The sequence below is a fragment of the Ktedonobacter sp. SOSP1-85 genome (assembly GCF_016587415.1).
GTDB lineage: Bacteria > Chloroflexota > Ktedonobacteria > Ktedonobacterales > Ktedonobacteraceae > Ktedonobacter.
Genome location: NZ_BNJI01000001.1, coordinates 137995 through 162437 on the forward strand (window position 1 = coordinate 137995; position 24443 = coordinate 162437).

Consider the following 24443-nt stretch of genomic DNA (forward strand, 5'->3'; position numbering starts at 1 on the left):
TTCTTATTCTTCTACTTCTTTTTCTGCGACCAGATCTCCTAGAAGCCAAGCTGCTGCTTGACCAGGACCATCGTGATACGACCGAGCATGTGCTCTGCATTGATGATCAGCAGTTTATTGATCGCGCTGGGCACGCCGTAGACCTGCTGGGAACGTTCGCTTTCTAAGGGAAGGCAATGTTCGCGGATGCGGCGAAGTCCCTCTTCCAGCGTGCGCACGAGCTTGTGCGTGCCCACCACCCAGATCACCATGCCTGCGCCTGAGGCTGCCGGACCCAACTGGCTGCCCGTTCCTGATGCGATCATGATCTCGCCCTGCTCGGTAATCGCATGCACGCTTCCCACCAGGACATCGGGAGCTGCGACCAGTTTGCGCTTCTCGTTGCGCTGGGTCGTGTGATCAAGCGTCGCTAACTGAGCGCGCACCGATTGAAAGCGGTGTGTGTGTCCGAACTGCTCAGAGAGGCCAAGCACCTCAAGGGTGCGCGAGGGACCATTATAGACCGCCGCGCCCTTGGGGATCAGGTCAAGCACATACTTTTGTGCTTCTTCACCAGTCTCAAAGACGACAGTTTGTATGCCATGCGCTTGCAGTGCCTGGACGGTCTTCTCGATCTGCTGCTCTGAGGCCAGTTGTGTGAATTCGAACGGTGAGAGATTGGTCGTCATTGTGATTGTTTTCCCTTTCTTGTCTTGTGTCCATGTTGGGATGAATCTGGTGGAAGGTGGCTAATGACGCTGTTAAAGAGCTACCCTCACGCTCCTCATCTGGTCGATCCTCTCGAGGCTCGCGAGAAGCGTTCATCAGCAGAAGAACGGTCCACAGGTCACCAGATTCATCTTAAAATTTCTCTTCAAGAATGGCTATGGCTTGAGGTCGAGCACCGCTTTGCCATGCTCCAAATCGACAGGCACCGAAGCCTGCATGTGCACGAGCAGCCACGTGCCGTTGATCTTCTGGAAGCAAGCGGTCCAACGCAGCCAGTTCCCAATCCTCTGCCCAGTGGCCATGGTTCCGCTCAGCCGGTTGAAGCTGTGGGCGAATGCCACGTCACCACCCACCGTGATGGACAGGTCAACAATTTCATAGTTGATCGGACCCGGGAACGACGAGAACGCCTCTCCCCACTGTTTCCTGTATGCATCTGTTCCCACGTATTGCAGCGGGGGCACGATGTCGAACGACACCAGTTCGGGCGCGTACATAGACATCACCCCATCGAGGTTCTTCGCCCGAAGTGCCTCGACGAACCCCTCGATGACCTTTTTGATTTCGGCTTCATCGTTTTTCTTGTTGTCTTCAACTGGCATAGTTTCCTCCTCCGCTGCCTGGGGCGCCGAGCCCGCAAGCGGTGTGGTGTCAAGGTATCTGACCTCGTAGACGCGCTCGGCGAACTTCCAGCCGTCCTCAGTGCGCTGGTAGCGGTCGTGGTACACGGCGTAGTTCAGCCCGGACCTGCCGTCGCGCAGGCGCGCGAGCTCACAGATGTAGGCCCGGCCGACCGCGGTGGAGCCCTCCAGATGGATCGTGCCTGGATGCGTAGTTTGCACGAAGTAGTCCCACTGCCCCTGCAACCGCTTGCTCCCGGCGCGGATCTGCTCCCGGCCAGTGAGTTCGACGATGGGGGGTATCCGCCACACGCCGTCCTCGGTGAACAGCGACGCCAGGCGGTTGGGGTCACGCATCATCACTGCGTCAGTGAACTCGCTGCGCAGCGCCTCGATCTCGAAGCGATCAACAATACTCTCTAAATTGCTCATTGATTTTCTCCTTCGTCTGAGTGCTTCAATCGCCATGACCCCTCGGAGTCACGCGCACACCATCTGTCTTTCACGAGCGATCTCGTGTCTGCTCACGCACCTTCCGCCTGGCTCGTTTCAAGCGAGAGCAGCACCAGGCCAAGCCGGATGAGCTGTAAGAGCACCCCATACAGCGCTGACTGATCCGGCAGCACTCCTGAGAGCAGCGTGGTACTGGTCTCCTGCTGCTCGATGTGTAATCCCCCAAACCGGTCCTGCCAGGATAGGTCCAGATGTCCCTGGATGCGAATGCGGTAGTACATCGGTCTCCTCCTCTGTCTCAGTGGAGTGCTCTGATCATGGGTAAAGTATAGATGGGCGTATCCTCCAACACAGCCCTCAAAAGTGGAAGAAAAGGAGGAGTTTTGAAAGGCAGGATGACACCCTGTTGGGGAGAAGGAGGTGCTAGAGCAGCGAGCGGGCACGCGCCAGGGCCACTGCCTGTGTGCGGCTGCTCGCTCCCAGCTTGCCGAGCAGATGACTGACGTGTTTCTTGACGGTGTCCAGGGAAATCACCAGGGCCTGGGCGATGTCCTGATTGGAGGCTCCGGCGGAAAGCCACCGCAAGACTTCCTGTTCGCGCCTGGTCAGGGAAATCCCCGGCGCCCAGGAGATGGCCGATGGCTGCCGGGCCGAAGAAGGCGCAGGCTCGGGTGTGGTTGCCCCCTCCAGTGACCTGCTCGCGCCTGGCTTCTCCTGCTCGAAGGCAGCCAGGAGCTTTGCGATATAGGCTCTGGTGGCAGCAGCCAACTCGTGCTGCTCTACGTGTGTGGTGAGCAACGCTAGAAGTGCCTCCCTCATGAATTCGCCCTCATCCAGATACACGCGCAGGCAGCCCTCTGGTTCCGTCAGGGCAAAGAGGCGTGCTGCGATCTCGCGTACCTGCTCGTGCTGGCCTGCCTGGTGCAGCGCTACCAACAACTGAGCCAGATACGTTATGGTAATCCTGATATTGGCCGGTCGATCCAGGTGTCCGCTCCAGCGTTCCAGCGAGTTCAATGCCTCTCGAAAGCGAAGCTTCGCGAAATACACGCGGATCACGATCGGGAAGGCATCATACAGGTTCCTGTCCCATGGCCCCTCTGGAAAAAGGACACCACTCACCCAGTCGGACGCCTCCTTGAGCTGTCCTTGCGTCAGCCACCATTGCGCCCGCAGCGTCAATAGCCAGTCTGAGTAGGTCCAATAGCGTTCGCGCTCTACCAACTGCTCCAGCTCATGCAGCGCCAGCTCGGCGAGCGACCACTCACCCCTGGCGAGTTCGACCTGTATCAAGCAGGCATATCCCATTCCGAGCACATTCAGATGCGGCCAGGCTGTGGCGTCCTGCACGATTGTGGACAGCAAGCTGTGTGCTTCCTCCAGACGGTTCCACTGGTAGAACACAAGTGCCAGGCAGATCTGGAGAAATCCTTTCAGCGGAGCATAGCCCGCGATCTGTTCGACCAGGTCGAGGGTATCCAGACTCTCCTGATAGGCCAGGCGCAGGTGTCCTGCCTCCACGTGCGAGAGCGCCAACCATTCCCTGACCCTGCTGATCGCATAGAGGCTTGCCGATTGGCTCACCCGCTGCTTTGCGGAGAGCAGCTGCGGCACAAGCACCGCTCCCTCTTGCCGGTCCCAGTAGTGGAGGAGGAAACGGCAGAGAAGCGGGAAGATTTGCCAGATGATCTCCTCATCCTGGTCAAGCTCCTGGATCTCCTGATACAGAGCGCTTAAACGCCCATACTCCCAAGTGGCCATCGCCTCATACCAGGCCATCTCTGCGTGTAACAGGCGCAGACGCCGATAAAGCCTCGCCCCCCGAGCCTCGGTGGGAAGAACGGCGCCCGTACCTGTACGGGTGGCTACGGTCAGGTGGCTGCATTCGTCCACATGGAACGGCAAGGCACTCTCGACCCGCGCCATGAGTTGCTGCGCCTGCTGGTAGACCCTGGCCCGCTGCTCGCGGGTCGTCTGTGTGACCGTGTTGAGTAGGTAGAGGGCGGTCGTGAGCAGCAGGCGAGCGTGCTCGTGCACGAGCGGTTGGGGCAGCGCGAGCACCCAACGCGCTATCGTCTCGGCCTCCCCACGCAGCCAGAACTGCTCGACGGTTTGCTCCATCAACCGCGCTGCCATGGAGTAGTCAGCGGCGGCAAGCGCATGGGGAATGGCCTCGTACCATTGCTCCTGGGCCTCATAAAAGGCAGCGGCCCTCTGGTGCAAGAGCGGCACCAGCTCTGGTTGCGTGGTGTGGAGAACGGAGAGCAGGGCTTCGCGGAAGAGATCGTGCAGCCGATAGGTGCGCCGCTCCTCATCCTGAGGCACCACAAAGAGGTTGGCCCGCTCCAGGAACATGAGCATCTGTTGGCTGGCTGCTCTGGTGGGTGCAGCAGTCACAGCCTGGCACGCGGCGGCTGACATGTGCGAGAGGAGAGCGCTCTTGAGCAGAAAGTCGCGCACGCGCTCAGGCAGACGGGCCAGGATCTCCTCTTGCACGTAGTCCAGGAGATAACGCTGGCTGCCGGTCAACTTCTCAAGATAGGCCGCGCGATCGGCGCGTTGCTGCAGGGTAAGCGCGGCCAGGTGCAAGCCGGCGATCCAGCCCTCGGTCCGGCTCACCAGCCTGCGCACCTCGTCGGCTTCGAGCGCAGGGGAGAGCATCTGGCCCAGATACTGGCTCGCCTCCCCCTCTGCAAAGCGCAGTTCGTCTGCATGGATCTCGGTCAGGTGTCCGCGCACCCGCAGGCGTGCAAGGGGCAGTTCCGGATCGACGCGGCTGGAGAGGATCAGATGGACGTGTGCAGGGAGATGCTCCAGGAAGAAACACATGCCCTCGTGAATGGCTGGATCGCAGATCACCTGATAATCGTCCACAATCACCACGATGGAGTCAGCATGCCCCTCGCCACCTTCCAGTTCCTGGAGCAACGCCGTGAGCACGGTGGACAGTGGTGGCGGCTGGGGGGATTGCAGCAGCGCCATCGGGCCTGCTCCAAAGCTCGGGGTGAAGCTGGGGCAATGGCGCAGGGCTGCGATGAGCGCGACCCAGAAGCGCGTCGGCGTCGTGTCCAGTTCGTCCAGCGAGAGCCAGGCGACTTGGCTCTTTCGCCGACTGGCCCAGGTCGCCAGCAACGTCGTTTTGCCAAAACCAGCCGGAGCCGAGACCAGGGAGAGCCTCGTGGCAAGCGCCGCATCGAGGGCGGCAAGCAAGCGCTCGCGCGCGACGAACACGTTCGGCAAGCGAGGTGGAGAGAGCTTGCTGGAAAGTGGCGCCATCCCCTGGGAAGTCGCGTGCGCGGGCTTCTGTTCGGGCCAGAGCATCCTGGCGGTCTCCTCTAAGCGAGCCAGCGAGAGGGTCTGCGTCCGTCCCAGATAGCGCTTGCGGGTGCGGCGCTGGTGCGTGCGATAGGCATACCAATAGCCGCTTCCACGGGAGCGGGCTTCTTTGAGGACCGAGATCCTTCCCGCTTGCCCCTCAAAGGCAAAAGCGGTGTGTCCGTCCAACCAGCGAGCAAATGCCGACGGGTCTTCTGGAAGGAAATCCTGCTCGGGTTGGCCGTGGCTAGAGAGGGTGTAGTGTTTGTGTCCGTGTGACCAGATGAGCGCATGGACTAATGGTTTAGGCATCGTTTTCTTCCCTTGCCGTTGGGTATTCCATCCACCCCCAATCCCCAACACGCAGAAGTATACTACACCCAAAGGTCGAACCGCAAACCAGCCTGTCAGCCTGGGCATGGAACGCTCCATAAAATGGCAAAAGGGATTCGCCTCGATTATGCAGCCGTCAAAGCGGCGTTTTCTTCCGAGTGGAGCAATGGTCAGGTGGAAGCGCAGGTCAACTGCTTGAAGCTTCAGAAAAGGATCGTGTTCGGCAGGGCCAACTTCGATTTACTCCGGCTCCGAGTGCTCTGTCGCGTGTAGAGGCGCTCCGAATTCGATGATTCGCGTATGCCAAGAGCCGGAATTACCGCACATTCCAGCTCTCTTGTCAATCCCAGAATGTTGTGCCTGCCGATCAAACGTTAGGCAGCACCAGAATCTCTGCGCAGGTACACTGAGGATGTACTTCTCTAACTCTGGGGCCTACCGCCTAAAGGAAACCGATCCCAGGGGTTCTCGTTGGCCGTGAGCCGGTACCCATCGGGGTCAGCAAAGACGAAGGTACGCCCAAACGGACCATCGTAGGGTGGCGTGATGATGGTGGCTCCAGCCGCTTCCAATGTAGCATGCAACTCATTAACATGATCGCAGTCGATCCAGAGCGTCACACCCCGTCCCGGCTGTGGTGCTTCATCCAGGTTCACTTTGGATTCGCTGAGAGCAAAGGGAATCGAGTTGGTATCGAAGAGGACAAAATCGGGAGCATCAAAGCGCGTATCAACCGTCAAGCCCAATATCTCGGTGTAGAATGTCCGTGAGGTAGAGAGGTTGCGCACCTGTAAGCTGATAAAATCAGGTCCGAGCAGTTTTGCCATGCGTATTCCTTCCTTTCCAAGCTGAGGAGCTGTCCCGTCAGTGGTCCTTGATTTCTTTCATATCAACAGTGTATCCCATGCGAGTGACGACAGTATGTCAGCAGCGCAACGGCTTTTTAACGAGCGAGATGGAAATTGCCGCTGAAGCAGGTAGGCTCACTTAAATTGAGGATGAGCCATTCTCTGGGTTCTCCGTCGTCTTCCGTGCTAAGCTCATGCACTTCGCGCAAGCACACGATGGCGTAACAAATCAAATCCAGCGCGCCCATACGATTGACGCTTGAGGAGCTTGAGGCGATGGACTTGCCCTTCGACCTGACCTTGACTCCAATCGTAGGTTAAAGCAGCCAGAACAGCAGCCTGATCACGCAGAATACCTTTCGCGAAGGTACATACTTCTGGGATGTCACTCACGGTTGCTTTTTGCAGCCATACTTCGAGTGCTGGCGCATCTCTTCTGCGGATCATCTGGGCAAAGGTTTGTGCCAGCTCACATGCTTCCTTCACCTGAGGATGCGCTTGACTCAAGCGATCAAGCAGGTTTTGTTCTTCTAATGAAAGATCCTCAGGCCTTCGCAATACCAACCAGGTGGCACGACGGCTTGAGAGGGCTACGCGCTGGTGTCGCTTTCTTTCCTCTGAGACCGCGGGGGCATATCTTCGCGGTCGCCTCGCAGGTCCGATTTCCTTTCGAAGCGAGGTGATGTATTGACGTACAGAGGTTTCCGAGCCAGAGTATCCTTGGGTATGAATTGTTTGATACAGGAAGGCAATATTGTGCTCTCCAGCTGTCCATTGTGCTTGTAAGTACGGAAGGTATGGACTAAGTTTACGCCCGCGATCACTCCTCGATTCAGGAAAGTGTTTTGCGGTCGCGTATTTCACCGCTGTCTTTTTGTGAATGCCGAGCATCCGAGCAATGGAGGCTCCACTCCACCCCTGTGCATACAACTCCTGGACCTGATTGAAGACCGCCAGACGCCGCTCCTGCCGAGCTTGGCGTGCTTGTTCAGCTTGAGATAGGCTCTTGGGAGAAGCGAGAACCTCTGGTTCTACGGAAGGGTTCAATTGAGGCTCCTCATCTCGCAGAAGTGCCTGCTTCAAGTTGGCATGATATCGCGCGAGCACCTTCTCTAAGGCTTCACCTAGATTGTGAATGAGATGCCAACGGTCGGCGATCTGAAGCGCTTGCGGAGCTCCACGGTTGGCTCCATCTGCAAACGTCGTGCCACGATCACGGCTAATAATTTCCACAGTGGGGTGCATCTGCAACCAGGAGGCAAAGGATTCGGCAGTAGCATCCTTAAGCAGATCTATTGGGGCTTGTCGCTCCAAGTCAACCAAGATCGTCCCGTAGCGCTGGCCTTTGCGCCATGCCCATTCGTCCACTCCCACGACTCGCACGGTGGAAGATAAAGGCAGTGGGGCTTGGCGGACGAGTCGCAAGAGGGTTGTGGGACTACATGTCATTGCGAGTCGTTTACTCAGCCGCGCACCTGCTTCCCCTCCCATTGTCTCGCCAATGATGCGCAACAATTCTTGTGCAGAACCGGTCCGTTGAGCACGAGGAGCAATCAGAAGGGGAAAGGGTTCTGCAAACGTTTTTCGACGGCAAGTCGGGTGAGAACAACGGAACCTTCGGACAGAGAGCAGAAGACGAACCGGTCGTCCATTCGAAGGCAGTGTCTTTGGTGAACGAATGTACGTGCTGTGAACCTGAGATGATGCAGAGTGACAATCAGGACAACAGGCGCTCGATGTCGTGGCACAAGCCGTGATCACAATGGCTTCCTCGGTTTGGCTCACCTGTTCCACTGAGCAACCAGGAAGGTTAGGTAATAACGCGATGAGGGACATAGACTCTTTTCTTGGATAGCTGGAGATGTTCGTGAGGAATCTTCCTCTTATTATACCATATTTTCTTGCACGGAAGATGACGGAGATCCCCAATTTTGGTTCTCCCGCACTTGTCGTGCTCAACTTTTGGGCTACTGGTTCGTAAAGAAAGAAGAACGAACATTTGTCTTCATCAGGAGCCTTTTCTTGCATTCCATTCCCTTTTCTTTACCAGGCTTTATAGTGACAGAAGTGATATCCACCGAAGAAAAGCTGACGATCTGTGCGACCTCCCAGACGGAACAGGCCCACTGCCCTGCTTGCCAACAGGTTTCGCATCGTATTCATAGTTATTACCAACGCTGTCCACGTGATTTGCCGATCAGCGGCCAGACGGTTCAATTGCGCCTTCGGGTGCGACGCTTTCGCTGCCTGAACACGGCGTGCGGAAAGCAGACGTTTGCTGAGCCACTGCCCGATCTCGTGGGTCATACTTCCCGGCGAACGTTTCGGTTAACGCTTCTGTGGACGGTCTTCGCTATTCAGAGTGGAGGAGAACCAGGAGCACGACTGCTCAAAGCCGTAGGAACAACGGTGAGTCCTGATACCCTCCTGCGTCTCGCCAGGACAAGCCCAACCGTGGAAAGCAGCGTCCCTGAGATCCTTGGCGTGGATGATTTCGCGTTTCGTCGAGGGATGAAATATGGGACGCTGCTCATTGACTGGGAGCGTCACCAGGTCGTTGATCTTCTGGCAGATCGAACGGCTGAAACCCTGGAGCGTTGGCTGCAAGCTCATCCAGGTGTGAAATGGATCAGCCGAGATCGCTCGGGGGAATATGCTCGCGGAGCACACCTTGGGGCACCAGAAGCCCAACAGGTGATGGATCGATGGCATGTGATCAAAAATTGGCGCGAGGCGCTCGAACGTGTCGTCAGTCGGCTGTACGCCGGACTTGAACAGCGTCTCCAGCAGCCATCGACACCCTTCAAGAAGCGCAAAAAGCCGCGCACCGTTCACGAACAGACCATCTCCGACGCCGCACGTGAACAGCGCCTTGCTCGCTACGAGGAAGTGCTCTCGTACTACCAGCAAGGACTCTCGATTACCCAGATTGCTCAACAGGCCCATCTGACACGAACAACGGTCTACAAATATCTGGCTGCCGAGAGCTTTCCCGAACGCCATCCACGATCTCCCTCTCCTGGAACGGGCAAACTCATTGCTCCCTACACGGCCTACCTGCACGAACGGTGTGTTCAGGGATGCCAAAATGCGCAACAACTGTATCGGGAAATCCATGAACAAGGCTTCTCAGGCAATCCCAGGACGGTGCTCCGATGGTTGCAAGCACAAGGACTGTTTCCTCGCCGATACGAGCTTCGCCAGTTTCAAGAGGATTGGGGAAGGAAAGCCGTGCCAGAGACCTCTCACACCATGACAGAAGGGGAAGCACGTCTTGTTCCCGCTTCCCAGGAGGGGAAGACTCCTGCCGAACCTGTGGTCGAACTCCCATCGGCTCGCCAGCTTTCCTATCTCTTCGTCAAAGACCCGGCGCGTTTAGAAAGCCGTGACCAACTGATTCTTGCCTTTATCCGCCAGGAAAAAGAACTGGAACTGGCGTATCAGATGACCCGGCAACTGCTCCAACTGATGAAGAACAGGCAGGGTGAGAAGGCCACCGCCTGGATCGGTATCTGCTCCCAATCGGGCATCGCAGAACTGGAAGCCTTTGCCCTCGGCATACAAAAAGAACTGCCTGCTTTCGTTGCAGCGTGCTCTTTGGCTTACAACAACGGGATGGCTGAAGGTGCGCCGTTTCGGTGCGCATGAGATCCTCTCCAGAGGAGAGAAAGGTTGAGCGTAATGGACCTTTAGGACAACGGCTAACTTTGAGGGGAAACCCGACGAGGACAACAGCATGCCTGTAAAGCGGAGAAGCCAGAAGACATGTATGGTAATCGCATCCGCAAGTCCTGAATGTATGGTGAAACTGTGTTTGTTGAACCCAAGTTCTGCGTGGCGTTCAGGTCCGCTCGCCGCAGCATGTCTGACGCGGCGTCATCAGAAGACGCACCTCCCCTTCGAGGGTGCGTTACACGCTCTCTGATGAACGGCACACAATGAGTGTGAGAAGGAACGAACGGGCACCTACCCATTCTATTACGTCTTATGCGTGCAAATACGGGATGGTCTAAAAGCCGAAAAGCTCAAGATCACGGAGTCTTCGTAGTACTCAAATGATCGAAGTAATGCTCGATACACGGGGAAGGAAGACAGGTTGATGTGTTCGAACGAGAGCAGGTGAGCAGGCCGTGTGATGCGTAAGTCCTGCTCAAGACGTGTTTTCACGAGCATGTTGGCTGGAAAGCTGGATGCACAGGAAACTTGCATGTCCAGTTTGGGGAGGGGCGGTTGGAAACGTGCCGGTAATGGTAACGCGCTAGCCGCCTACTCTACGGTTTGTTAACAAGCTCAAACATATTAAGGGTTCGATGTACGGGCGAGGGAGCTTTGAGTTATTACGCCAACGTGTGCTTCTCTCAACTGCATAACTGAGCACGACAAATGCGGGAGAACCATTATATCAGGTACTGGACATCCTGGCGAGATTCGTCCTCATATACACATGATTTGCCCCTGGTAAGGATAGAAGAAGATGATTATACTATGTCCATGTTTCCCTTGAAGGAGCTACAACAAGGGGCAGGACTACATGTCGTCCTAATGTACTAGCAAACGCAAGACGACGAGATGATCTATCGCTACAATGAAATGGTGTTGACACCTTTGCAAGGGGTTCTGTGGTCATCACTCTTTATCTGCGTTGCCCCTGACCAGATGTCCAATAGCTGAAAGAAGGAGAACGATAGATAGTGATCATAACACGGAAATGACTAAAAGGAAGTAATAATCACAGATTAGTATAGATTAAAATATAGTAACGGGAGCAATATGAGTTCACCAATAGAAACAGACGTGCTGATCATTGGAAGTGGACCTGCAGGTGCGTCAGCAGCACTCTTCCTCAGCAAATATGGCATAAGTAATATGGTGTTGACCAAGCACCGATGGCTTGCAAACTCTCCACGAGCGCATATCACCAATCAGCGCACTATGGAGATATTTCGTGACATGGGCATTGAAGGAGATGTGATTGAAAAGGCTTCTCCGCAGGAAATTATGGGGAACAACGTATTTTGTCTGAGTTTGGCAGGAGAGGAGTTTGGGCGATTGCGTACATGGGGCACATCTCCAAGTCGCATTGCAGACTATGCTCTTGCGAGTCCATCCCACATTTGCGATTGTCCTCAAGATCTATTAGAGCCAATCCTCCTTTCTCAAGCCGCTGCTCATGGATCATTGGCTCGTTTCAATACCGAATACCTCTCCCTTGAACAGGACTCTCATGGTGTGACAGCAACGGTACGAGACCGAGTTGGTGATAAAACCTATCAAGTCAGAGCAAAATATCTCCTGGGTTGTGATGGTGCCAACAGCCTGGTTGCCAAAGATATTGACTTACCAACGCATGGAAAGATGGATGTCGCAGGCAGTATGAATATTGTCTTCTCGGCCGATCTTTCGAAATATGTTTCCCATCGGCCAGGTGTGCTCTACTGGGTACTCCAACCCGGGTCTAACATTGGTGGTATCGGGATGGGCACGATTCGAATGGTCCGTCCCTGGCACAAATGGCTTGTTATCTGGGGCTACGATATCAACAATCCTCCTGAACTCAACGATGATACAGCAACTCAGATCGTACATAACCTGATCGGAGACGATAGCATTCCGATCAAGATCCACTCCAAATCGCTCTGGGGCATCAACAACATGTACGCCACGCGCTATTCAAAGGGGCATGTATTCTGTCTGGGCGATGCTGTCCATCGGCATCCACCATCCAATGGACTTGGCTCAAACACTTCAATTCAAGACTCCTATAATCTGGCATGGAAGCTAGCATTGGTGCTTAAAGGCCTGGCGAATGATTCGCTATTGGAAACCTATAATGAGGAGCGCCCACCTGTTGGTCGGCAGATCGTTGAGCGTGCCAACAAGAGTATTGAAGAGTTTAATCCGATTTATGAAGCTCTGGGCTTTAATGAAGCCCAGAATGTTACTCAGATGTACGAAGGCATAGAGATGCGCAAAAAAGATACTCCGCGAGGCGCTGAGCAAAGGGAGCAATTGCGCAAGGCGATTGAACTCAAAAACTATGAGTTTAACAGCCATGGAGTTGAATTCAATCAGCGTTATCATTCTGCTGCGGTCGTTGCTGATGGGGTCCCTGAGCCTACTTACATCCGTGACCCAGAACTCTATTATCAGTCTACTACCTGGCCTGGCGCAAGGTTGCCTCATTGTTGGCTAGAGCATGATGGGCAGACTGTCAGTACGTTGGATCTGGTGGGCAAAGGTCGATTCACCCTTCTCACTGGCATTGAAGGTGGTGCAGCCTGGAAAAAGGCAGCGGAGGACGTTTCAGCACGTACGGGTGTGGACATTGTCTGTTTGGTGATTGGTCCTGGTTGCGAGGTGCTCGACACTTACGATGACTGGGCACGCTTGAGGGAGGTAACCGAGAGCGGTTGTATACTGGTACGACCAGATGCTCATGTGGGATGGCGACAAGCAGTGGTATCTGCTGACTGCACAGCAGAACTTACCCAGGCCATGACTCAGATGCTCGGCCTGGCGTAGAACTTTAGCTATAATTGATGCCATGAGTTGACGTTCGCTCCTACCCGGAGCGAACGTCAACTCATGCTGGATCGAGGGCCTTCCAAATTCTTCTCTTTTTCTTGGGCATCTTCAGATCCCTGCTGTTCCTGTTGGGAATCGCTTCCTTGCTCTCTTGAGGATGGTATCGCCGTTCATCACCCATGAACGGCGATACCATCGGAACTGCACTGTGTGCTTTGCTTGCGCAGCCGCGCCCCTAAGCGGAACGTCAGCACGCTGGCCAGAATGGTGAGGCCATAGAAGACGATGGATTCGTCTGTTCTTCAGAGACCTATCTCAAGAACTCTCAGCACGGCGTCACCGCGCCCATACTGGTGTCCTCCCCTCTTTCTCATTTCTCCTCACGCTCACAGTGGCATGATCCTCCTTCACTCTTCTTCCCTCTCCCACCTACAACAGTATGTCCTTACAAGTGTAGCCGTGGCTCCTTTCCTTCTCACTCGCCTTGGCTTCCTCTCCTCTTGGCTCCCTTTTTTTATCATTCGGAGCCATTTGGTCCCCTTTTCATTTATCAACAACAATTGTATTCGGCCTGGGGGCATTGCCTTTCCAAGCCGAATACAATAGTAACGAAATAACATTTACAAATTGCTTTGCGATAGGTTTTATCAGATAACTTACCGGTACCTCTCATATGTAGCGTGTAGTGTGATACTTCTTGACAGATACAGAGATGAGCCTGTATACTGATCAAGCATTCAGTATTTTTTAGAGGTTCCCACATCTATGCCGGATAACCGCTAACTCCATCCTGTTTCATGTTCATGTATTGAAACAGACGCCACCATTCTTGCTCCTGGCTATCCCATGCATCTTTCCGGGGATGATTGCTCAGTCTTTCTCTACCTGGTTGGATGATGGTGCGATCATCGCATGGCGATTCTTTCGGCTTTGCTGAAGAGAATCCAGCGAATGGCAAAGCAAGCATTCGATGGTGCTCAGAGGTATGGAGAAGCGCACGGCAATACAGGTGTTCGGTTTGGATCTCCGGCAAGCGCATTGCTGATTTTTCCCATTCCCCCACCTTCTGCAGATTCATGCTGCCTTTACGCTGTGAAAGAGAGTGTTCGACTCTCTTGCAGGCACATCCTTGATTCTCCATCATCTCTTTCCGCTCCATCGTTCCCACAACGCATCGCTACAAAGTTCTGTTTTTCTCAAGGAAAGAGGGTTCCACATGTCAACTATCGCCAAACACTATGAATTCGTCAGACATCACGAGCTCATAGGTGAATCCTACAACGCAGATCTGCCGGAGGGCGTGCGCAATGGCGTCAACCATGAGATGGAACGGCTGGAGAGATTTGCTCCGGTCGAGTCTGCCATCACCAAACGCTATCTGTTGCGTTATATCCCCGAGGGCGCGACGGTCGCAGATGTCGGTGTGGGCGGGGGCCATTATAGCGAACTTTTAGCCAGCCGTGGGAGCAACGTCCACCTGGTGGATGTCGCGTCACGCCTGCTAGAAGCCGCGCAGGAGCGGCTGATAAAGGCGGGGTTGGGGGAGAACATCCTGAGCATCGCCAATGCCTCGGCGACGGACCTCTCATTCATCCCGGACGAATCCTGTGATGCCGTTTTGATGCTTGGTCCCTTCTATAACCTGAGCCTGCCAGAAGAGCGGCGCAAGGCCGCTGGCGAGGCCCGGCGTATCCTGCGCAAGGGTGGACTGCTCTTGGCGGCAGGGATCAATCGCATGACCATGCTCAGCTGGATTTACAAGGATGGGCCTGAGAGCATTCTGGATGAGTGGGAATGGTTGGTGCCATATAGCAGAACTGGTGATTTTCCCGAGCCTGAACCTGGAGTGCCGCCCATCTGGCATCTGACCACTATCGCTGAGTTTCGAGCCGATTTCACTGATTTTCAGGAAATCGCTTTTGCAGGCATCGAGTCCTTCGCGCGTGGCCATGAGGAGAATCTTCTCAAGCTCACCTCTGAACAGGCAGAGGCCTGGCTCAATCTGATCGAAGAGACTGGTCGTACCCCCGAAGGACTGGGTCTGACAGGACACTTCCTCTATATTGGGCAAAAGTAGAAGGAGAGCAGAGCCAGGGAGAGAGAACCCTGCGCTGTCGGGCTGCCTTTCCTTGGCTAGGCGAAGAAAGAAACGGAACAGAAAAGATGTCAGGTAAACGAGAAGTATTTGTGCAGGCGCGTGAACGTCTCTTGGCAGAGATAACGGAGAGCCTGCACAACGATGAGCGCTTTGTGGCTGCATGGCTAGCAGATAGTTATGGACGGAGCCAGCAGACCTGGATCAGCGACCTGGATATTCACGTCGTCGTTGCTGAGGAATATAGTGAGAAACTGTGTGCAACCCCCTGGATGGCAGGAGCACGTACCACGCCGGAACGCCAAGTTACTCTTCGAGCAGTTTGGGACCCCTACCATTCTTTTCGAGGCACATAGTAATAACCAGCTTGGTGGGACATTTACCTATGTTCTCTATAAGGAATCGGCGCACAATATCGACTGGATGCTGATCCCGCAGAAGATTGCCCATTATGAACCCCAGGCACTGCTGCTTTTCGACAAAGTGGGGCTACCTGAACCGCCAAAAGAGGAGCAGGTAAGCCAGGAAGAACTCATGAAGAATGCCTCTGACTCTGTGGGCTTCTTCTGGATGATTGCAGCGGCTAACGTCAAGAACCTCCTTTATGGTGACCTGTGCGAATTCCACCTGGGCCTGCTCAGACTGGAGAATAGCATTCACGAAGTTCGCTCTGCGTTGCAGGGAAAACGGCCACCCTATATTAGCCATACTCACTCGCTCGTCTACGCGACCTGCTCCTCGCTGCTCTCCGTCGCTTATGCGATACGATGGAGGCACTGATACCGAGTGTGGTGGAAATGGGTGGCTCTGCTCCTCACAATCCACGTGCGGTTGTGGAGAAACGTCTTGAGCTGCTAACGGAACTATAAGGGAACTGCATCTCTCTACCGAAAACGCTGTGAGACAAAAATGTCATGTCTCACAGCGTTTTCAGTAAAAATATCCATCAGTAGTAGCAACACTCGTATAGATCTCTATCACCTCCTGGGTTGGATGGCTACGCTTTTTCCTAACACACAAGAAGCGAAAGGGGAGAAGCCAACCTCTTTGAGATCCATGAGGCAGGCTCCATCCTGGGCGCATGGATCTCCTTCTCGGAGGGAGGGAGGCGAGCCATCCCGTCTCCGTGCACGTGCCACCGGCTGGCTCGCTCTCAAGCGTCATCCCTTCCCTGCTACCGGTGGTCCCTGGCGTATTCAGGGCAGAGCCGCGCGGGCCGCGCAGCAGTGAGCCTGGATGAAGAGTACTGGGTGTACTATAACGTACGGATCGAAGGCACCACACTCCACGATGACCGCGAGATCCAGTAACCTGGAGATGTGGTGCCTGCCCGCATCTCCCTACCGCATTGGCGCATAACTCGTTCCTGTGTTGTGGAAAACGACCTGCAGGCCGTCTACGGTCACCACCAGGTCCGGATGGCGAGTATCGCCTGAGAAGGTGAGCAGAACCGGCGCCAGGTCAGCGCCAGGACCAACAAGGCGAGGACCTTGCAGGAGTCGCGCATGTGCTGGATCGCCGCCGGACACCTCGAAAATTATCACCTGTCCTTTGAGATTGATGGCCATAAAATGGGTGGGAACGCGCGGATCGACCTCGTGGCCCACCATGTGATCGACCTGTGTGGTCCTCGGATATCCATAGTGAACATCGTCAATGAATCGACCACTCCAGCTCATCGCCACCAATCCAGCGAAAGCAAGCAACAGAGCGCAAAACATCCCCAGTCCAAGAGGCAGGAGCCAGCTGCTCCCTCTTGGGGACGTTTTCGGCTGGAGAACTGACGGCCGCGAGAATTCTGGCACCTCCTCGGGTGTCGTGGAACGCTGCGCTCGCGCTTTGGCGAACTGAGAGGCACGCGCGGTCTGGACCGCTGGCACTTTTCCTGACGAGGATCTCGGACTGCGGCGCACAACGAGACTGCGTGGGGCGAGGCGAGTCTCCTCCCCCTCGATGGTTGCAGGCATAGGGGTTCCCTCCTTTGACAAGAAAAAGCACAACAAGATCACAGAAGAAATAGAGAGGCCTGAGCAATCGCAAGGAGGGGGGAACAGTATTCGTTCACACCAAGCATACCTGAGCCACAGGCAAACGCACAACCCCTTTTTCCACGAAGTTTTCCAGGGGGGTGTGCACCAATTGTGGAGAAAGCGCGAGCAATCGTCATTCAGGCCTTAGCGGTGGAGCGGTGGAAGGTGGGGCCAGGCAGTGACGATTGCTCTTGTGTGAAAAGGGAGCGTTATCCTCTCAAGAAGAAAACATCAAGACACGCCACCATGAAGAAACGCTCGCATCCTCTTCCACCATGGCATCACGTCGACTCGCATGCTCATCAAGCTCTTCCATACATTTCCGCGCGTTTCTCTCGGGGATTGCACATTGCGGCATTTCATGCTACAGTGAAGAGAGAAAGAGGCATTCGCACGACGCACGAATGCCTGCCCCAGGCGTCAAAGGAAGCAGGCGCCATTTTCCAAGGGGACAGATATATAGCCCCGCAAACAGACACACAGCTGACGAGAGAAAGCTTCTGCCTCTCTCGTCAGCCCCGTACCAGACACGGCTGATCAGGCCAGCACTGATCATGTCGAGCATCCCTTTTGCCCTTTCCCCGGATCCGCGCCTTGCCCCCAAAAGCACCAGAGCACACAGCAAGCGTTCTGCCCCCGTCCCTCCATGCTGCATGAGATCAGCTATCGCCTTCGGGCTACCGGCCCACCGTACAATAGACGCCTCATGCTCACATAACTGCTCTCGCAATACCACCCCTCATGGCCGTCGCGCGCCCATACTTCTGCGCACAGCGGCTGCGAGAAGGCCGATTGCACACACATGCGTGCTCTCGCCCCTTTCACCAGAGTACGCTCTCTCCTCTCCCCACTTCCACCCTCACCCTCATCCTCTCCCGGCACCTTCACCGAAAAATGCACACTCGTACAATCCGTGCCGTGATCAGTGGAGACGGTCTCGGGAATGCCACACACGGGGCCCTCGCGCGTCTTCCTTGCGCCAGATCGCCTGCCGGAGCGTCAACGCCGTCTGGATCACGGCTTCGAGCCGACCAACTGAAACGGTAGCCTGCGATGGCCCGGCTCTTCTCATCCTCGATCACCGTCAACCAGAGCCGCCCACTCTTTCCCTGCCCATCTTTCACCAGGATAGGCAACAGACAATGATCCACTTGCCAAATCTCATTGGGCCTCGCTGCTTCCCGGCCGTACAACAGCTCATATTCCTCCCGATACGTCTCCCCTCCCTCCTGCGCCAGCGTCACCAGCGCCGGCGGGAGCGCCTTGACAATCTCATACACCTGCCGATAGCTCGGTTCCCCCCACCCTTGCGCTAAGGCAAAAAGCGCTCACCTGCCGCTGAATGGTAGCCACCGACCGGCGCGGTTTGCGCAACGCCAATCCCTCGATCAATTTGATCATCTCCTCCGAGAGATTGCGTCGCGTTCCTCGATCCGCACGCGGTTGCCTGGCCAATCCACACTACCCATCTTCCCGTGACTTCCGCACCCACCGTTGTAAGGTCGAAAGCGGCACCCCCGATGCTCGTGACGGCTCCGTTTGTGAGACCCCTTCTTCCACACAGGCTCTTACCACTTCATACCGCCAAGAGGCTTCCGCTCGCTGCTCTTCGGAAATTCCCCAAAGCGTGGAAACTCGTCTCTCCATCTGATCCATACCTCCTCTGGTCGCATCTCCCTCTCGACACAGCCAGAGTATCCTCTGCCCACAGCCCGCTGGACCAGCAATTTTCCATAAAACCATGAGGCTCTCCAGCATCTCCAGAGCCACACGCGGGACATGGCGACACGAACAGGTGGCCAGTCTTTTCTCGCTCACGCGCCGCCAGCTGTTCACACCACCGCATTGAAGACAAGGTTCGTTGGCGTCCATCTGACAACATTCCACCTCCCTCGCGTTACATCGGTTCTCCCTACGACGAAGATGCTCACTCCTCCAAGGAGCGTAGCACGACGTGGGTAGGAGACATGCGTGCATCTTACCGAAAGTTGTGACGCGCATCTCCCGTTGCTCATTACCCACGTGGAAACCACCTCGGCTCCCGTCTCCGACGACGCCATGACGGCAACCATTCATGCCGAGCTTGATCGCAAGCACCTTCTCCCGAGAGAACACATCGTTGATACAGGCGATGTCGACGCCAAGCTCCTCGTTGAAAGCCAGCGCGACTATCAGGTCGATCTGGTAGGAGCAACCAGAAAAAATTATCACTGGCAAGCCACTCAGAACACAGGCTTCGATGTCAGTCACTTTCCCATCGATTGGGAGCAGCAACAGGCAACGTGCCCCCAAGGACACACGAGCATCAGTTGGACCCCGGCCATTGACAACCGGAAAAACGAGGTGATGAAGATCAAGTTCTCGACCAAAGATTGTCAGGCCTGTCCGTCCCGATCGCTATGTACCCAATCTAGTCGCCATACACGCCATACCGTGACCATTCGCCCCCAGGAACAGTATCAGGCGTTGATGCAGAGACGGGAGCAAGAACACACGCAAGCATTTGCCCAGGTCTATGCGAAGCGGGCCGGGATTGAGGGAACCCTTTCAGAAAGCGCGTTCGCATGATGGGCTTACGCCGTTCGCGATATCTTGGAGAGGCAAAAACCCATTTCCAGCACATCGCCACGGCTGCTGCTCTCAATGTGGTGCGCAGTATGGCATGATTCAATGGCCTTCCTCGCGCTCAGACTCGTCAGTCTGCTTTTGTTCGCCTCTACGATGCGGCTTGAAAGGATTCGCCAGCGGTATCGAAAGTGCGGGAGATCCACCAGGTCGTGATAAGGTTTGCGACGAACGACTCTAAGGATACTTTTTTCTTCGGGTTTCTAGACCACGCCGGACTCCTCGTCGGGGACAATCCAAGCCAGCGTGGACCCTCCAGTCATTTTGTGCTTCTCCTTCGCACGGCTGTCCCAGCGTTGCTGTTGCTGGCGAGAGAAGGCGACTGGATCGGTGGCGAGTGCTGTTTTGACCTCGATGCTTCTCTTGTCAGCGAGGTCCTCGCTGACAAGAGAAGCGAGCATACACTCCATGGTCGCCAGGGCGACATCCTCAGGACGAGCCTTGGCGACCCGCAATGGCGGAAACCATCTCAATGGAAAGGTTCCATCATGACGGGATCTTTGCTGGGAACTGGCGCTTCTTGCTCAGGTTTGTGTCTGGGAGCATGTGGTGTGAACAGGCGCGTGGTACTGAGAAGGAGGGTCCCCAGTGCCAGGAGCTCGGCAATTCCCCCCGTAATACCCAACGTTGCAATCGGAGCGTACGCGAGAACAAGACCGCCGAGACCCGATCCCACCGCAATACCCAGGTAGAGGACCGATCCGTTCAGCGCCAAAATGACACTCGAATGTTCTGGCGCGAGAGCAAGCAAACGATGTTGTTGGGCCGGATAGAGCGACCAGCCTGCAATTCCCCACACCACCAGCGCAATGAGAGCACTGGCAAGGAAATGAGTCGTGAGAGGCAGCGTCAGAAAGACCACGGCAAGCACAATCAGGCTGGCCAGGATGGAACGAAACGTTCCCCAGCGATCAGCCCCATACCCTCCCAGACCGTTACCTGCCATGCTTGCCAGACCATAGATGAGCAAAAGACCACTGACATCGTTCACATGGACATTTTCGCGCAAGAGCGGCGTGATATAGGTATAGACAGTAAAAACGCCCACAGCCCAGAAGAAGGTGAGGGTGAGCCCAAGAAGAATACGCTTTTGCCCAAGAGGGGAAAAGCGGGCTCGTAAACTCGCCACCGGGGGAGTGGGAATGGCAGGCAGGCTGAAGGTAAGAGTGAGCGCGGCTGCCCCCGCAAGTGCGGCCACGAAGCCAAAAGTCCAGACCCAGCCGAAGTGACCGCTAATCACGGCCCCAAGGGGAACGCCCAGCACGGTTGCCACGGTCAAACCGAAATTGACGGAAGCCAGGGCTTTTCCTCGCTGTTGCGCAGGAGCCAGCGTCGCCGCGATTGCCAGAGCGGTAGGCGAGCACAAGGCTGCACATCCGGCAGCCAGCACCCTGGTTATCAACATCCACCCGAAGGTAGGAGCCAACGCTGACAGAATATTTGCGACCCCCAGTCCCCAAAGCACCGCAATAAGTAACCAGCGGCGAGCAACACGCGCGGTGAGAACGGCAAGAAGCGGCGATCCCACCGCGTAGGCCAGCGCAAAAAGGGTCACCATCAGCCCTGCCTGGTCCACCGGCACACGCAGATCGTGAGCGATTTCAGGGAGGATTCCTGCAATCACATAGGCATCGGTTCCCACAGCAAAAGTCGCAATCGCAAGGAAGAGAATACGCGGATTATGAAATGGTGTTTTCACAGCAACCCTTTCGTGTTTGTATCTTGAACATCATCGCGAACGAATGCCGTTCTTCTCTATCACTGAATGTAACTGTTAAATTACAGCGATGGACAAAAAAGCCCTTGTTGAAAAGAGATGGGCTTTAGGAAGAAGGTGTACATATTGGAATGAAGCTGTTGGAGTTTCTGCAAGTATCCTGGCGAGAGAGCTTTCCTTCCTTTGGCATCCCAAACCCATTTCGAGGCAACGAGCCGAGGAGCAATGCCCTCTGATCAGCGGCGTAATTGCCAAAAAGCAACGGCTTCATTCCAATATGCACCTATTACAGAACCTCGATGACCCTCTCCTCCTCGATAGTCGCGCGCAAGGCCTCAGCCTTTGGGTGCGCGGTGCGTTCGTGCGTCGCCTGCCTCGGGGAGGTGGTAACGCACGATGCCAGTGTAAATTCAGGAGCAGGAGCCGTGACGACCGTCTACAGGGTCATTGGTCCCTGCCTGCAGCTGTACGGGTGTCAGGATAGGCTGACCGGGCTCACCGAGTAGAACCGCGACAAGTACAGCCTTGCCAGACGGGCTGGGATTGTTGGCAAGCAGATGAATGCATCCATCCGGCTCATAGAAGGTATCCCCCTGCCGATAGATCGTGGGCGTGTGTCCGCGCATCTCAAAGAGGACACTGCCTTCTACAACGTAGCCAAAGATAGGCCCTGGATGACGATGAGGTGGGGTAGTGTATGCGCCGGGCTCCATCGACACCTCGATTACACTTACCTGTACTGGATCGTGAACCTGCACCGTTTTCTCTAGCAGCACTGGATTTTGTGTCTTCGGGACAGGGTAGCTATCCCTCTCATGACACCAGTAACGCATGAACTCCTCCCAGGTCTGTTTCCCCACAGCGGGGGCAGAATGCTGACGCTCGCTGGAGCTAAAAGTTGCAAACAGGGAGTTGGGCAGGTCTACAGCGCGCATGCTTCCCTCCCTGCCTCGCACGTGGAGATAGGTCTGGATCATCTCTTCGAGGGTGAGAACCTGTGGGCCTCCCATATCCTCGACCTGCCCCGTCGCGCCTCCTTCGGCCAGAGCAAGCAGGCGCTCTGCAACTTCGCCAGTTGCGATGGTCTGCAAACGCACATTGGGCGGAACAGGGATCACGTTCAACCTCTCAATGCCAAGCGACTGGATGAGGTGCAGAGCGAAGCTATGAAACTGGGTTGCACGCACGATAGACCAGGGAAGCTGCGATTGCATCACAATGCGTTCAGCTTCATACTTCGCCTGGTAGTAACCAGATTGGGCACGATCAATGCCGACGATGGAGACATAGATGAAATGAGGTGATCCGGCCTCGCGAGCGGCATGAACGAGCATACGCGTTCCACCAATATCAGTCGCCAGCGCTTCTTGAGGCGAACTGGCACAGTGAATGATGGCATCTACTCCTTCAACTGCCTCGCGTAGCCCGGTTCCCGATGTGAGCTCGCCATAGACGGGCTCGGCCCCCTCCGGAAGATCGAGATGAGTCTGACGGCTCAAAACCCGAGGCGTATGTTGATGGGCCAATAATTGAGCGACGACCAGACGACCCAGTTCGCCGGTTCCTCCCGTAACAAGAACATTTGCCATCGTGTATCGTAGTCCTTTCCTTCTATTCTGAGAGTGCCTGCCAGGCGGTGAGCGCCGAGAGGGAAAGAGCCGCACTCTCTTCATGATTGACTGATCGGGGTCGTAGGGCAATCCGATCGGGAGTGACAATGGCATATTCAGCCCAGACACCATCGCGATCAAAGCGAGGAAGCCCATAGACTTCATCGCCTCCTTGAAATGCTGTCACTCCCTCACCAACTGCTTCAACAAGCCCCGAAACCTCGTGACTGGGGATAATAGGGCGTGGTCGTGGCTGAGCGCTCTCCCCATGGTTGTACCATGTTTCCGGCCATGTGAGTTCATCCGGTGTTAATACCGCAGCTTTCACTCGCAAGAGCACTTCCCCGGCAGCGGGTACCGGTTTCGCAATCTCTACCACTTCCAAAAGCTCAGGAGCACCAATCTTTTCAGACACAATGCCAATAGCTTTCATTCGCCTCTCCCTTTTAACCTTGGATGTTTTTTATCTTCGATTGATGAGTCAGTTGACATACATTGGATCCGAGGCAACCTGAGCTTCCGCCTCTATCTTGTAGAGGCAGAAGCCACGCGTTCTGCTTCAGAAGTCTTCTCTCTCTGGCCCTATTCATTCCATGGTGACTGGAGGACGTAGTCACAGAAGTTTGGTCGCTTGTAGCCTGGAAGGAAGCGTTCGCATACATCCGACTTGATGTTGCCAAAGGTCGTCTCTGGTTTATGTGCGAAGCCCTCAAGGAAGGCATGCAGGATCTTGTGTTTAAAGCCATCGCGTGGGAACGCTGCTACGACCTGCCCACGAACCTCTTCGGCAAGATCCTCATAGCCTTCTCCTATGACATCGAGGCCAACGCCAGCATTGACCAGAGCCACAACAGGTTCTTTATATTGCGCAATGCCAATCGTTGTATGGAATGCAATCGCATCCCAAACCAGTTGAATTGAGGCGTGAGGAATGCCATGACTGGTAAGAAAATCACGGGCGGCATTGGCTCCATCGACCTCGAAGCGTTTGTCCTGGCTGCGGTACTTCTCTGTTAGCCCGAGATCATGGAAGAGTGCGCTAATGTAGAGCAATTCAGGATCATAGCGCAAGCCTGCCTGGTGCCCCTGCAGGGCTCCGAAGAGGTAGACGCGATGTGAATGGTTCCAAAGCAGTGAGGTCCCATGTTCGCGCAGGAGTTCTGCGGCTTCGTTGGCCAGGGAACTATCAGGAATGGCAATACCAGCAATATTTTTCGGCATCGTATAAGACTCCTTATGTGATTCGGAAACACTCTACAATACAGGTGCTCCTTATTTCAGCTATTGGACATCTAGTCAGGGGCAACGCAGCTAAAGAGTAATGACCACAGAACCCTTGCAAAGGTGTCAACACCATTTCATTGTAGCGGTAGATCACGTTGCTGTCATTTGTTTGCTAATACATCAGAACAACATGTGTTTCTGTCCCTTGTTGTAGCTCCTTCAAGGGAAACATGGACATAGTATAATCATCTTCTTCTATCCTTACCAGGGGCAAATCATGTGTATATGAGGACGAATCTCGCCAGGACTCAGGGAACGGATCTGTCAGAACTCAGAACAC

The 24443-nt window shown here is 55.1% G+C and carries 22 protein-coding genes and 1 pseudogene; 8 read left to right on the plus strand and 15 right to left on the minus strand.

The window, feature by feature from the left end; genetic code table 11:
- Positions 1-38: 38 nt before the first annotated feature.
- The 5 genes and pseudogenes from KTE_RS00670 to KTE_RS00690 all read right to left on the minus strand — a co-directional run bounded on the left by KTE_RS00670 (position 39) and on the right by KTE_RS00690 (position 5408).
- Positions 39-668: an LUD domain-containing protein gene (locus tag KTE_RS00670; protein WP_201377320.1), complete on the minus strand. Its 630-nt coding sequence runs from the start codon at positions 666-668 to the stop codon at positions 39-41.
- Between the two features lie 195 nt (positions 669-863).
- Positions 864-1310: a nuclear transport factor 2 family protein gene (locus KTE_RS49375; RefSeq protein ID WP_201386905.1), complete on the minus strand. Its 447-nt coding sequence runs from the start codon at positions 1308-1310 to the stop codon at positions 864-866.
- A 21-nt stretch (positions 1311-1331) separates the two neighbouring features.
- Positions 1332-1760 (minus strand): annotated as a pseudogene (locus KTE_RS49380) (nuclear transport factor 2 family protein); the annotation flags it as partial.
- Positions 1761-1852: 92 nt separating this feature from the next.
- Positions 1853-2062 carry a hypothetical protein gene (locus KTE_RS00685; RefSeq protein ID WP_201377322.1) on the minus strand — a complete coding sequence of 70 codons (210 nt, stop codon included), beginning with the start codon at positions 2060-2062 and terminating at the stop codon, positions 1853-1855.
- A gap of 142 nt (positions 2063-2204) precedes the next feature.
- Positions 2205-5408, minus strand: a complete 3204-nt coding sequence (locus KTE_RS00690) for a LuxR C-terminal-related transcriptional regulator (protein WP_236600211.1) — start codon at positions 5406-5408, stop codon at positions 2205-2207.
- 18 nt (positions 5409-5426) lie between these two features.
- Between KTE_RS00690 and KTE_RS48715 the strand changes: the two genes are divergently transcribed.
- Positions 5427-5702 (plus strand): transposase, encoded by a 276-nt coding sequence (locus KTE_RS48715; protein WP_255552960.1) that lies wholly within the window; start codon positions 5427-5429, stop codon positions 5700-5702.
- A 149-nt stretch (positions 5703-5851) separates the two neighbouring features.
- Here the strand turns inward: KTE_RS48715 and KTE_RS00700 are convergent, their stop codons facing one another.
- Positions 5852-6256, minus strand: coding sequence for a VOC family protein (locus KTE_RS00700; RefSeq protein WP_201377330.1), 405 nt, complete (start codon positions 6254-6256; stop codon positions 5852-5854).
- Positions 6257-6469: 213 nt separating this feature from the next.
- Positions 6470-8305, minus strand: a complete 1836-nt coding sequence (locus KTE_RS00705; protein WP_307811859.1) for an ISL3 family transposase — start codon at positions 8303-8305, stop codon at positions 6470-6472.
- 30 nt (positions 8306-8335) lie between these two features.
- On the opposite strand from KTE_RS00705, the gene KTE_RS00710 reads away from it, so the two are divergent.
- Positions 8336-9925 (plus strand): ISL3 family transposase, encoded by a 1590-nt coding sequence (locus KTE_RS00710; protein WP_201377336.1) that lies wholly within the window; start codon positions 8336-8338, stop codon positions 9923-9925.
- Between the two features lie 1122 nt (positions 9926-11047).
- Positions 11048-12799 carry an FAD-dependent monooxygenase gene (locus KTE_RS00715; RefSeq protein ID WP_201377338.1) on the plus strand — a complete coding sequence of 584 codons (1752 nt, stop codon included), beginning with the start codon at positions 11048-11050 and terminating at the stop codon, positions 12797-12799.
- Positions 12800-13565: 766 nt separating this feature from the next.
- Here the strand turns inward: KTE_RS00715 and KTE_RS00720 are convergent.
- Positions 13566-13946: a hypothetical protein gene (locus tag KTE_RS00720; protein WP_201377341.1), complete on the minus strand. Its 381-nt coding sequence runs from the start codon at positions 13944-13946 to the stop codon at positions 13566-13568.
- 72 nt (positions 13947-14018) lie between these two features.
- On the opposite strand from KTE_RS00720, the gene KTE_RS00725 reads away from it, so the two are divergent.
- The 4 genes from KTE_RS00725 to KTE_RS00740 all read left to right on the plus strand — a co-directional run bounded on the left by KTE_RS00725 (position 14019) and on the right by KTE_RS00740 (position 16127).
- Entirely contained in the window at positions 14019-14879 is an 861-nt protein-coding gene (locus KTE_RS00725; protein ID WP_201377343.1) for a class I SAM-dependent methyltransferase, read from the plus strand.
- 86 nt (positions 14880-14965) lie between these two features.
- Positions 14966-15253 (plus strand): hypothetical protein, encoded by a 288-nt coding sequence (locus KTE_RS00730; protein WP_201377346.1) that lies wholly within the window; start codon positions 14966-14968, stop codon positions 15251-15253.
- Positions 15156-15677 carry a hypothetical protein gene (locus KTE_RS00735; protein WP_201377349.1) on the plus strand — a complete coding sequence of 174 codons (522 nt, stop codon included), beginning with the start codon at positions 15156-15158 and terminating at the stop codon, positions 15675-15677. Before KTE_RS00730 ends, KTE_RS00735 begins: the two co-directional genes overlap by 98 nt.
- Before the next feature lie 267 nt (positions 15678-15944).
- A complete protein-coding gene (locus tag KTE_RS00740; protein ID WP_201377352.1) occupies positions 15945-16127 on the plus strand; it encodes a hypothetical protein in 183 nt (60 codons plus the stop codon).
- A 110-nt stretch (positions 16128-16237) separates the two neighbouring features.
- Here the strand turns inward: KTE_RS00740 and KTE_RS00745 are convergent, their stop codons facing one another.
- The gene (locus tag KTE_RS00745; protein ID WP_201377355.1) at positions 16238-16864 is read right to left on the minus strand and encodes a hypothetical protein; all 627 of its coding nucleotides are present in this window, start codon (positions 16862-16864) and stop codon (positions 16238-16240) included.
- Between the two features lie 947 nt (positions 16865-17811).
- The gene (locus tag KTE_RS00750; protein ID WP_201377358.1) at positions 17812-18207 is read right to left on the minus strand and encodes a hypothetical protein; all 396 of its coding nucleotides are present in this window, start codon (positions 18205-18207) and stop codon (positions 17812-17814) included.
- Positions 18208-18898: 691 nt separating this feature from the next.
- On the opposite strand from KTE_RS00750, the gene KTE_RS00755 reads away from it, so the two are divergent.
- Entirely contained in the window at positions 18899-19495 is a 597-nt protein-coding gene (locus tag KTE_RS00755; RefSeq protein WP_201377361.1) for a transposase, read from the plus strand.
- A 260-nt stretch (positions 19496-19755) separates the two neighbouring features.
- Here the strand turns inward: KTE_RS00755 and KTE_RS00765 are convergent, their stop codons facing one another.
- The 5 genes from KTE_RS00765 to KTE_RS00785 all read right to left on the minus strand — a co-directional run bounded on the left by KTE_RS00765 (position 19756) and on the right by KTE_RS00785 (position 24100).
- Positions 19756-20025 carry a hypothetical protein gene (locus KTE_RS00765; protein WP_201377365.1) on the minus strand — a complete coding sequence of 90 codons (270 nt, stop codon included), beginning with the start codon at positions 20023-20025 and terminating at the stop codon, positions 19756-19758.
- Positions 20022-21251: an MFS transporter gene (locus KTE_RS00770; RefSeq protein WP_201377368.1), complete on the minus strand. Its 1230-nt coding sequence runs from the start codon at positions 21249-21251 to the stop codon at positions 20022-20024. Before KTE_RS00770 ends, KTE_RS00765 begins: the two co-directional genes overlap by 4 nt.
- A 428-nt stretch (positions 21252-21679) precedes the next feature.
- The gene (locus KTE_RS00775; protein ID WP_201377371.1) at positions 21680-22858 is read right to left on the minus strand and encodes an NAD(P)H-binding protein; all 1179 of its coding nucleotides are present in this window, start codon (positions 22856-22858) and stop codon (positions 21680-21682) included.
- 22 nt (positions 22859-22880) lie between these two features.
- Positions 22881-23312, minus strand: a complete 432-nt coding sequence (locus KTE_RS00780) for an alcohol dehydrogenase catalytic domain-containing protein (RefSeq protein WP_201377376.1) — start codon at positions 23310-23312, stop codon at positions 22881-22883.
- A 149-nt stretch (positions 23313-23461) separates the two neighbouring features.
- Positions 23462-24100, minus strand: a complete 639-nt coding sequence (locus KTE_RS00785; protein WP_201377379.1) for an HD domain-containing protein — start codon at positions 24098-24100, stop codon at positions 23462-23464.
- Positions 24101-24443: the final 343 nt, after the last annotated feature.

Coding starts and splice junctions, on each gene's coding strand:
- KTE_RS00730 (WP_201377346.1), top strand. CDS start 14,966: ATGTCAGGTAAACGAGAAGTATTTGTGCAGGCGCGTGAACGTCTCTTG.
- KTE_RS00775 (WP_201377371.1), bottom strand. CDS start 22,858: ATGGCAAATGTTCTTGTTACGGGAGGAACCGGCGAACTGGGTCGTCTG.
- KTE_RS00690 (WP_236600211.1), bottom strand. CDS start 5,408: ATGCCTAAACCATTAGTCCATGCGCTCATCTGGTCACACGGACACAAA.
- KTE_RS00725 (WP_201377343.1), top strand. CDS start 14,019: ATGTCAACTATCGCCAAACACTATGAATTCGTCAGACATCACGAGCTC.
- KTE_RS00715 (WP_201377338.1), top strand. CDS start 11,048: ATGAGTTCACCAATAGAAACAGACGTGCTGATCATTGGAAGTGGACCT.
- KTE_RS00670 (WP_201377320.1), bottom strand. CDS start 668: ATGACGACCAATCTCTCACCGTTCGAATTCACACAACTGGCCTCAGAG.
- KTE_RS00785 (WP_201377379.1), bottom strand. CDS start 24,100: ATGCCGAAAAATATTGCTGGTATTGCCATTCCTGATAGTTCCCTGGCC.
- KTE_RS00705 (WP_307811859.1), bottom strand. CDS start 8,305: ATGCAAGAAAAGGCTCCTGATGAAGACAAATGTTCGTTCTTCTTTCTT.
- KTE_RS00745 (WP_201377355.1), bottom strand. CDS start 16,864: ATGCCTGCAACCATCGAGGGGGAGGAGACTCGCCTCGCCCCACGCAGT.
- KTE_RS00720 (WP_201377341.1), bottom strand. CDS start 13,946: ATGATGGAGAATCAAGGATGTGCCTGCAAGAGAGTCGAACACTCTCTT.
- KTE_RS49375 (WP_201386905.1), bottom strand. CDS start 1,310: ATGCCAGTTGAAGACAACAAGAAAAACGATGAAGCCGAAATCAAAAAG.
- KTE_RS00780 (WP_201377376.1), bottom strand. CDS start 23,312: ATGAAAGCTATTGGCATTGTGTCTGAAAAGATTGGTGCTCCTGAGCTT.
- KTE_RS00700 (WP_201377330.1), bottom strand. CDS start 6,256: ATGGCAAAACTGCTCGGACCTGATTTTATCAGCTTACAGGTGCGCAAC.
- KTE_RS00685 (WP_201377322.1), bottom strand. CDS start 2,062: ATGTACTACCGCATTCGCATCCAGGGACATCTGGACCTATCCTGGCAG.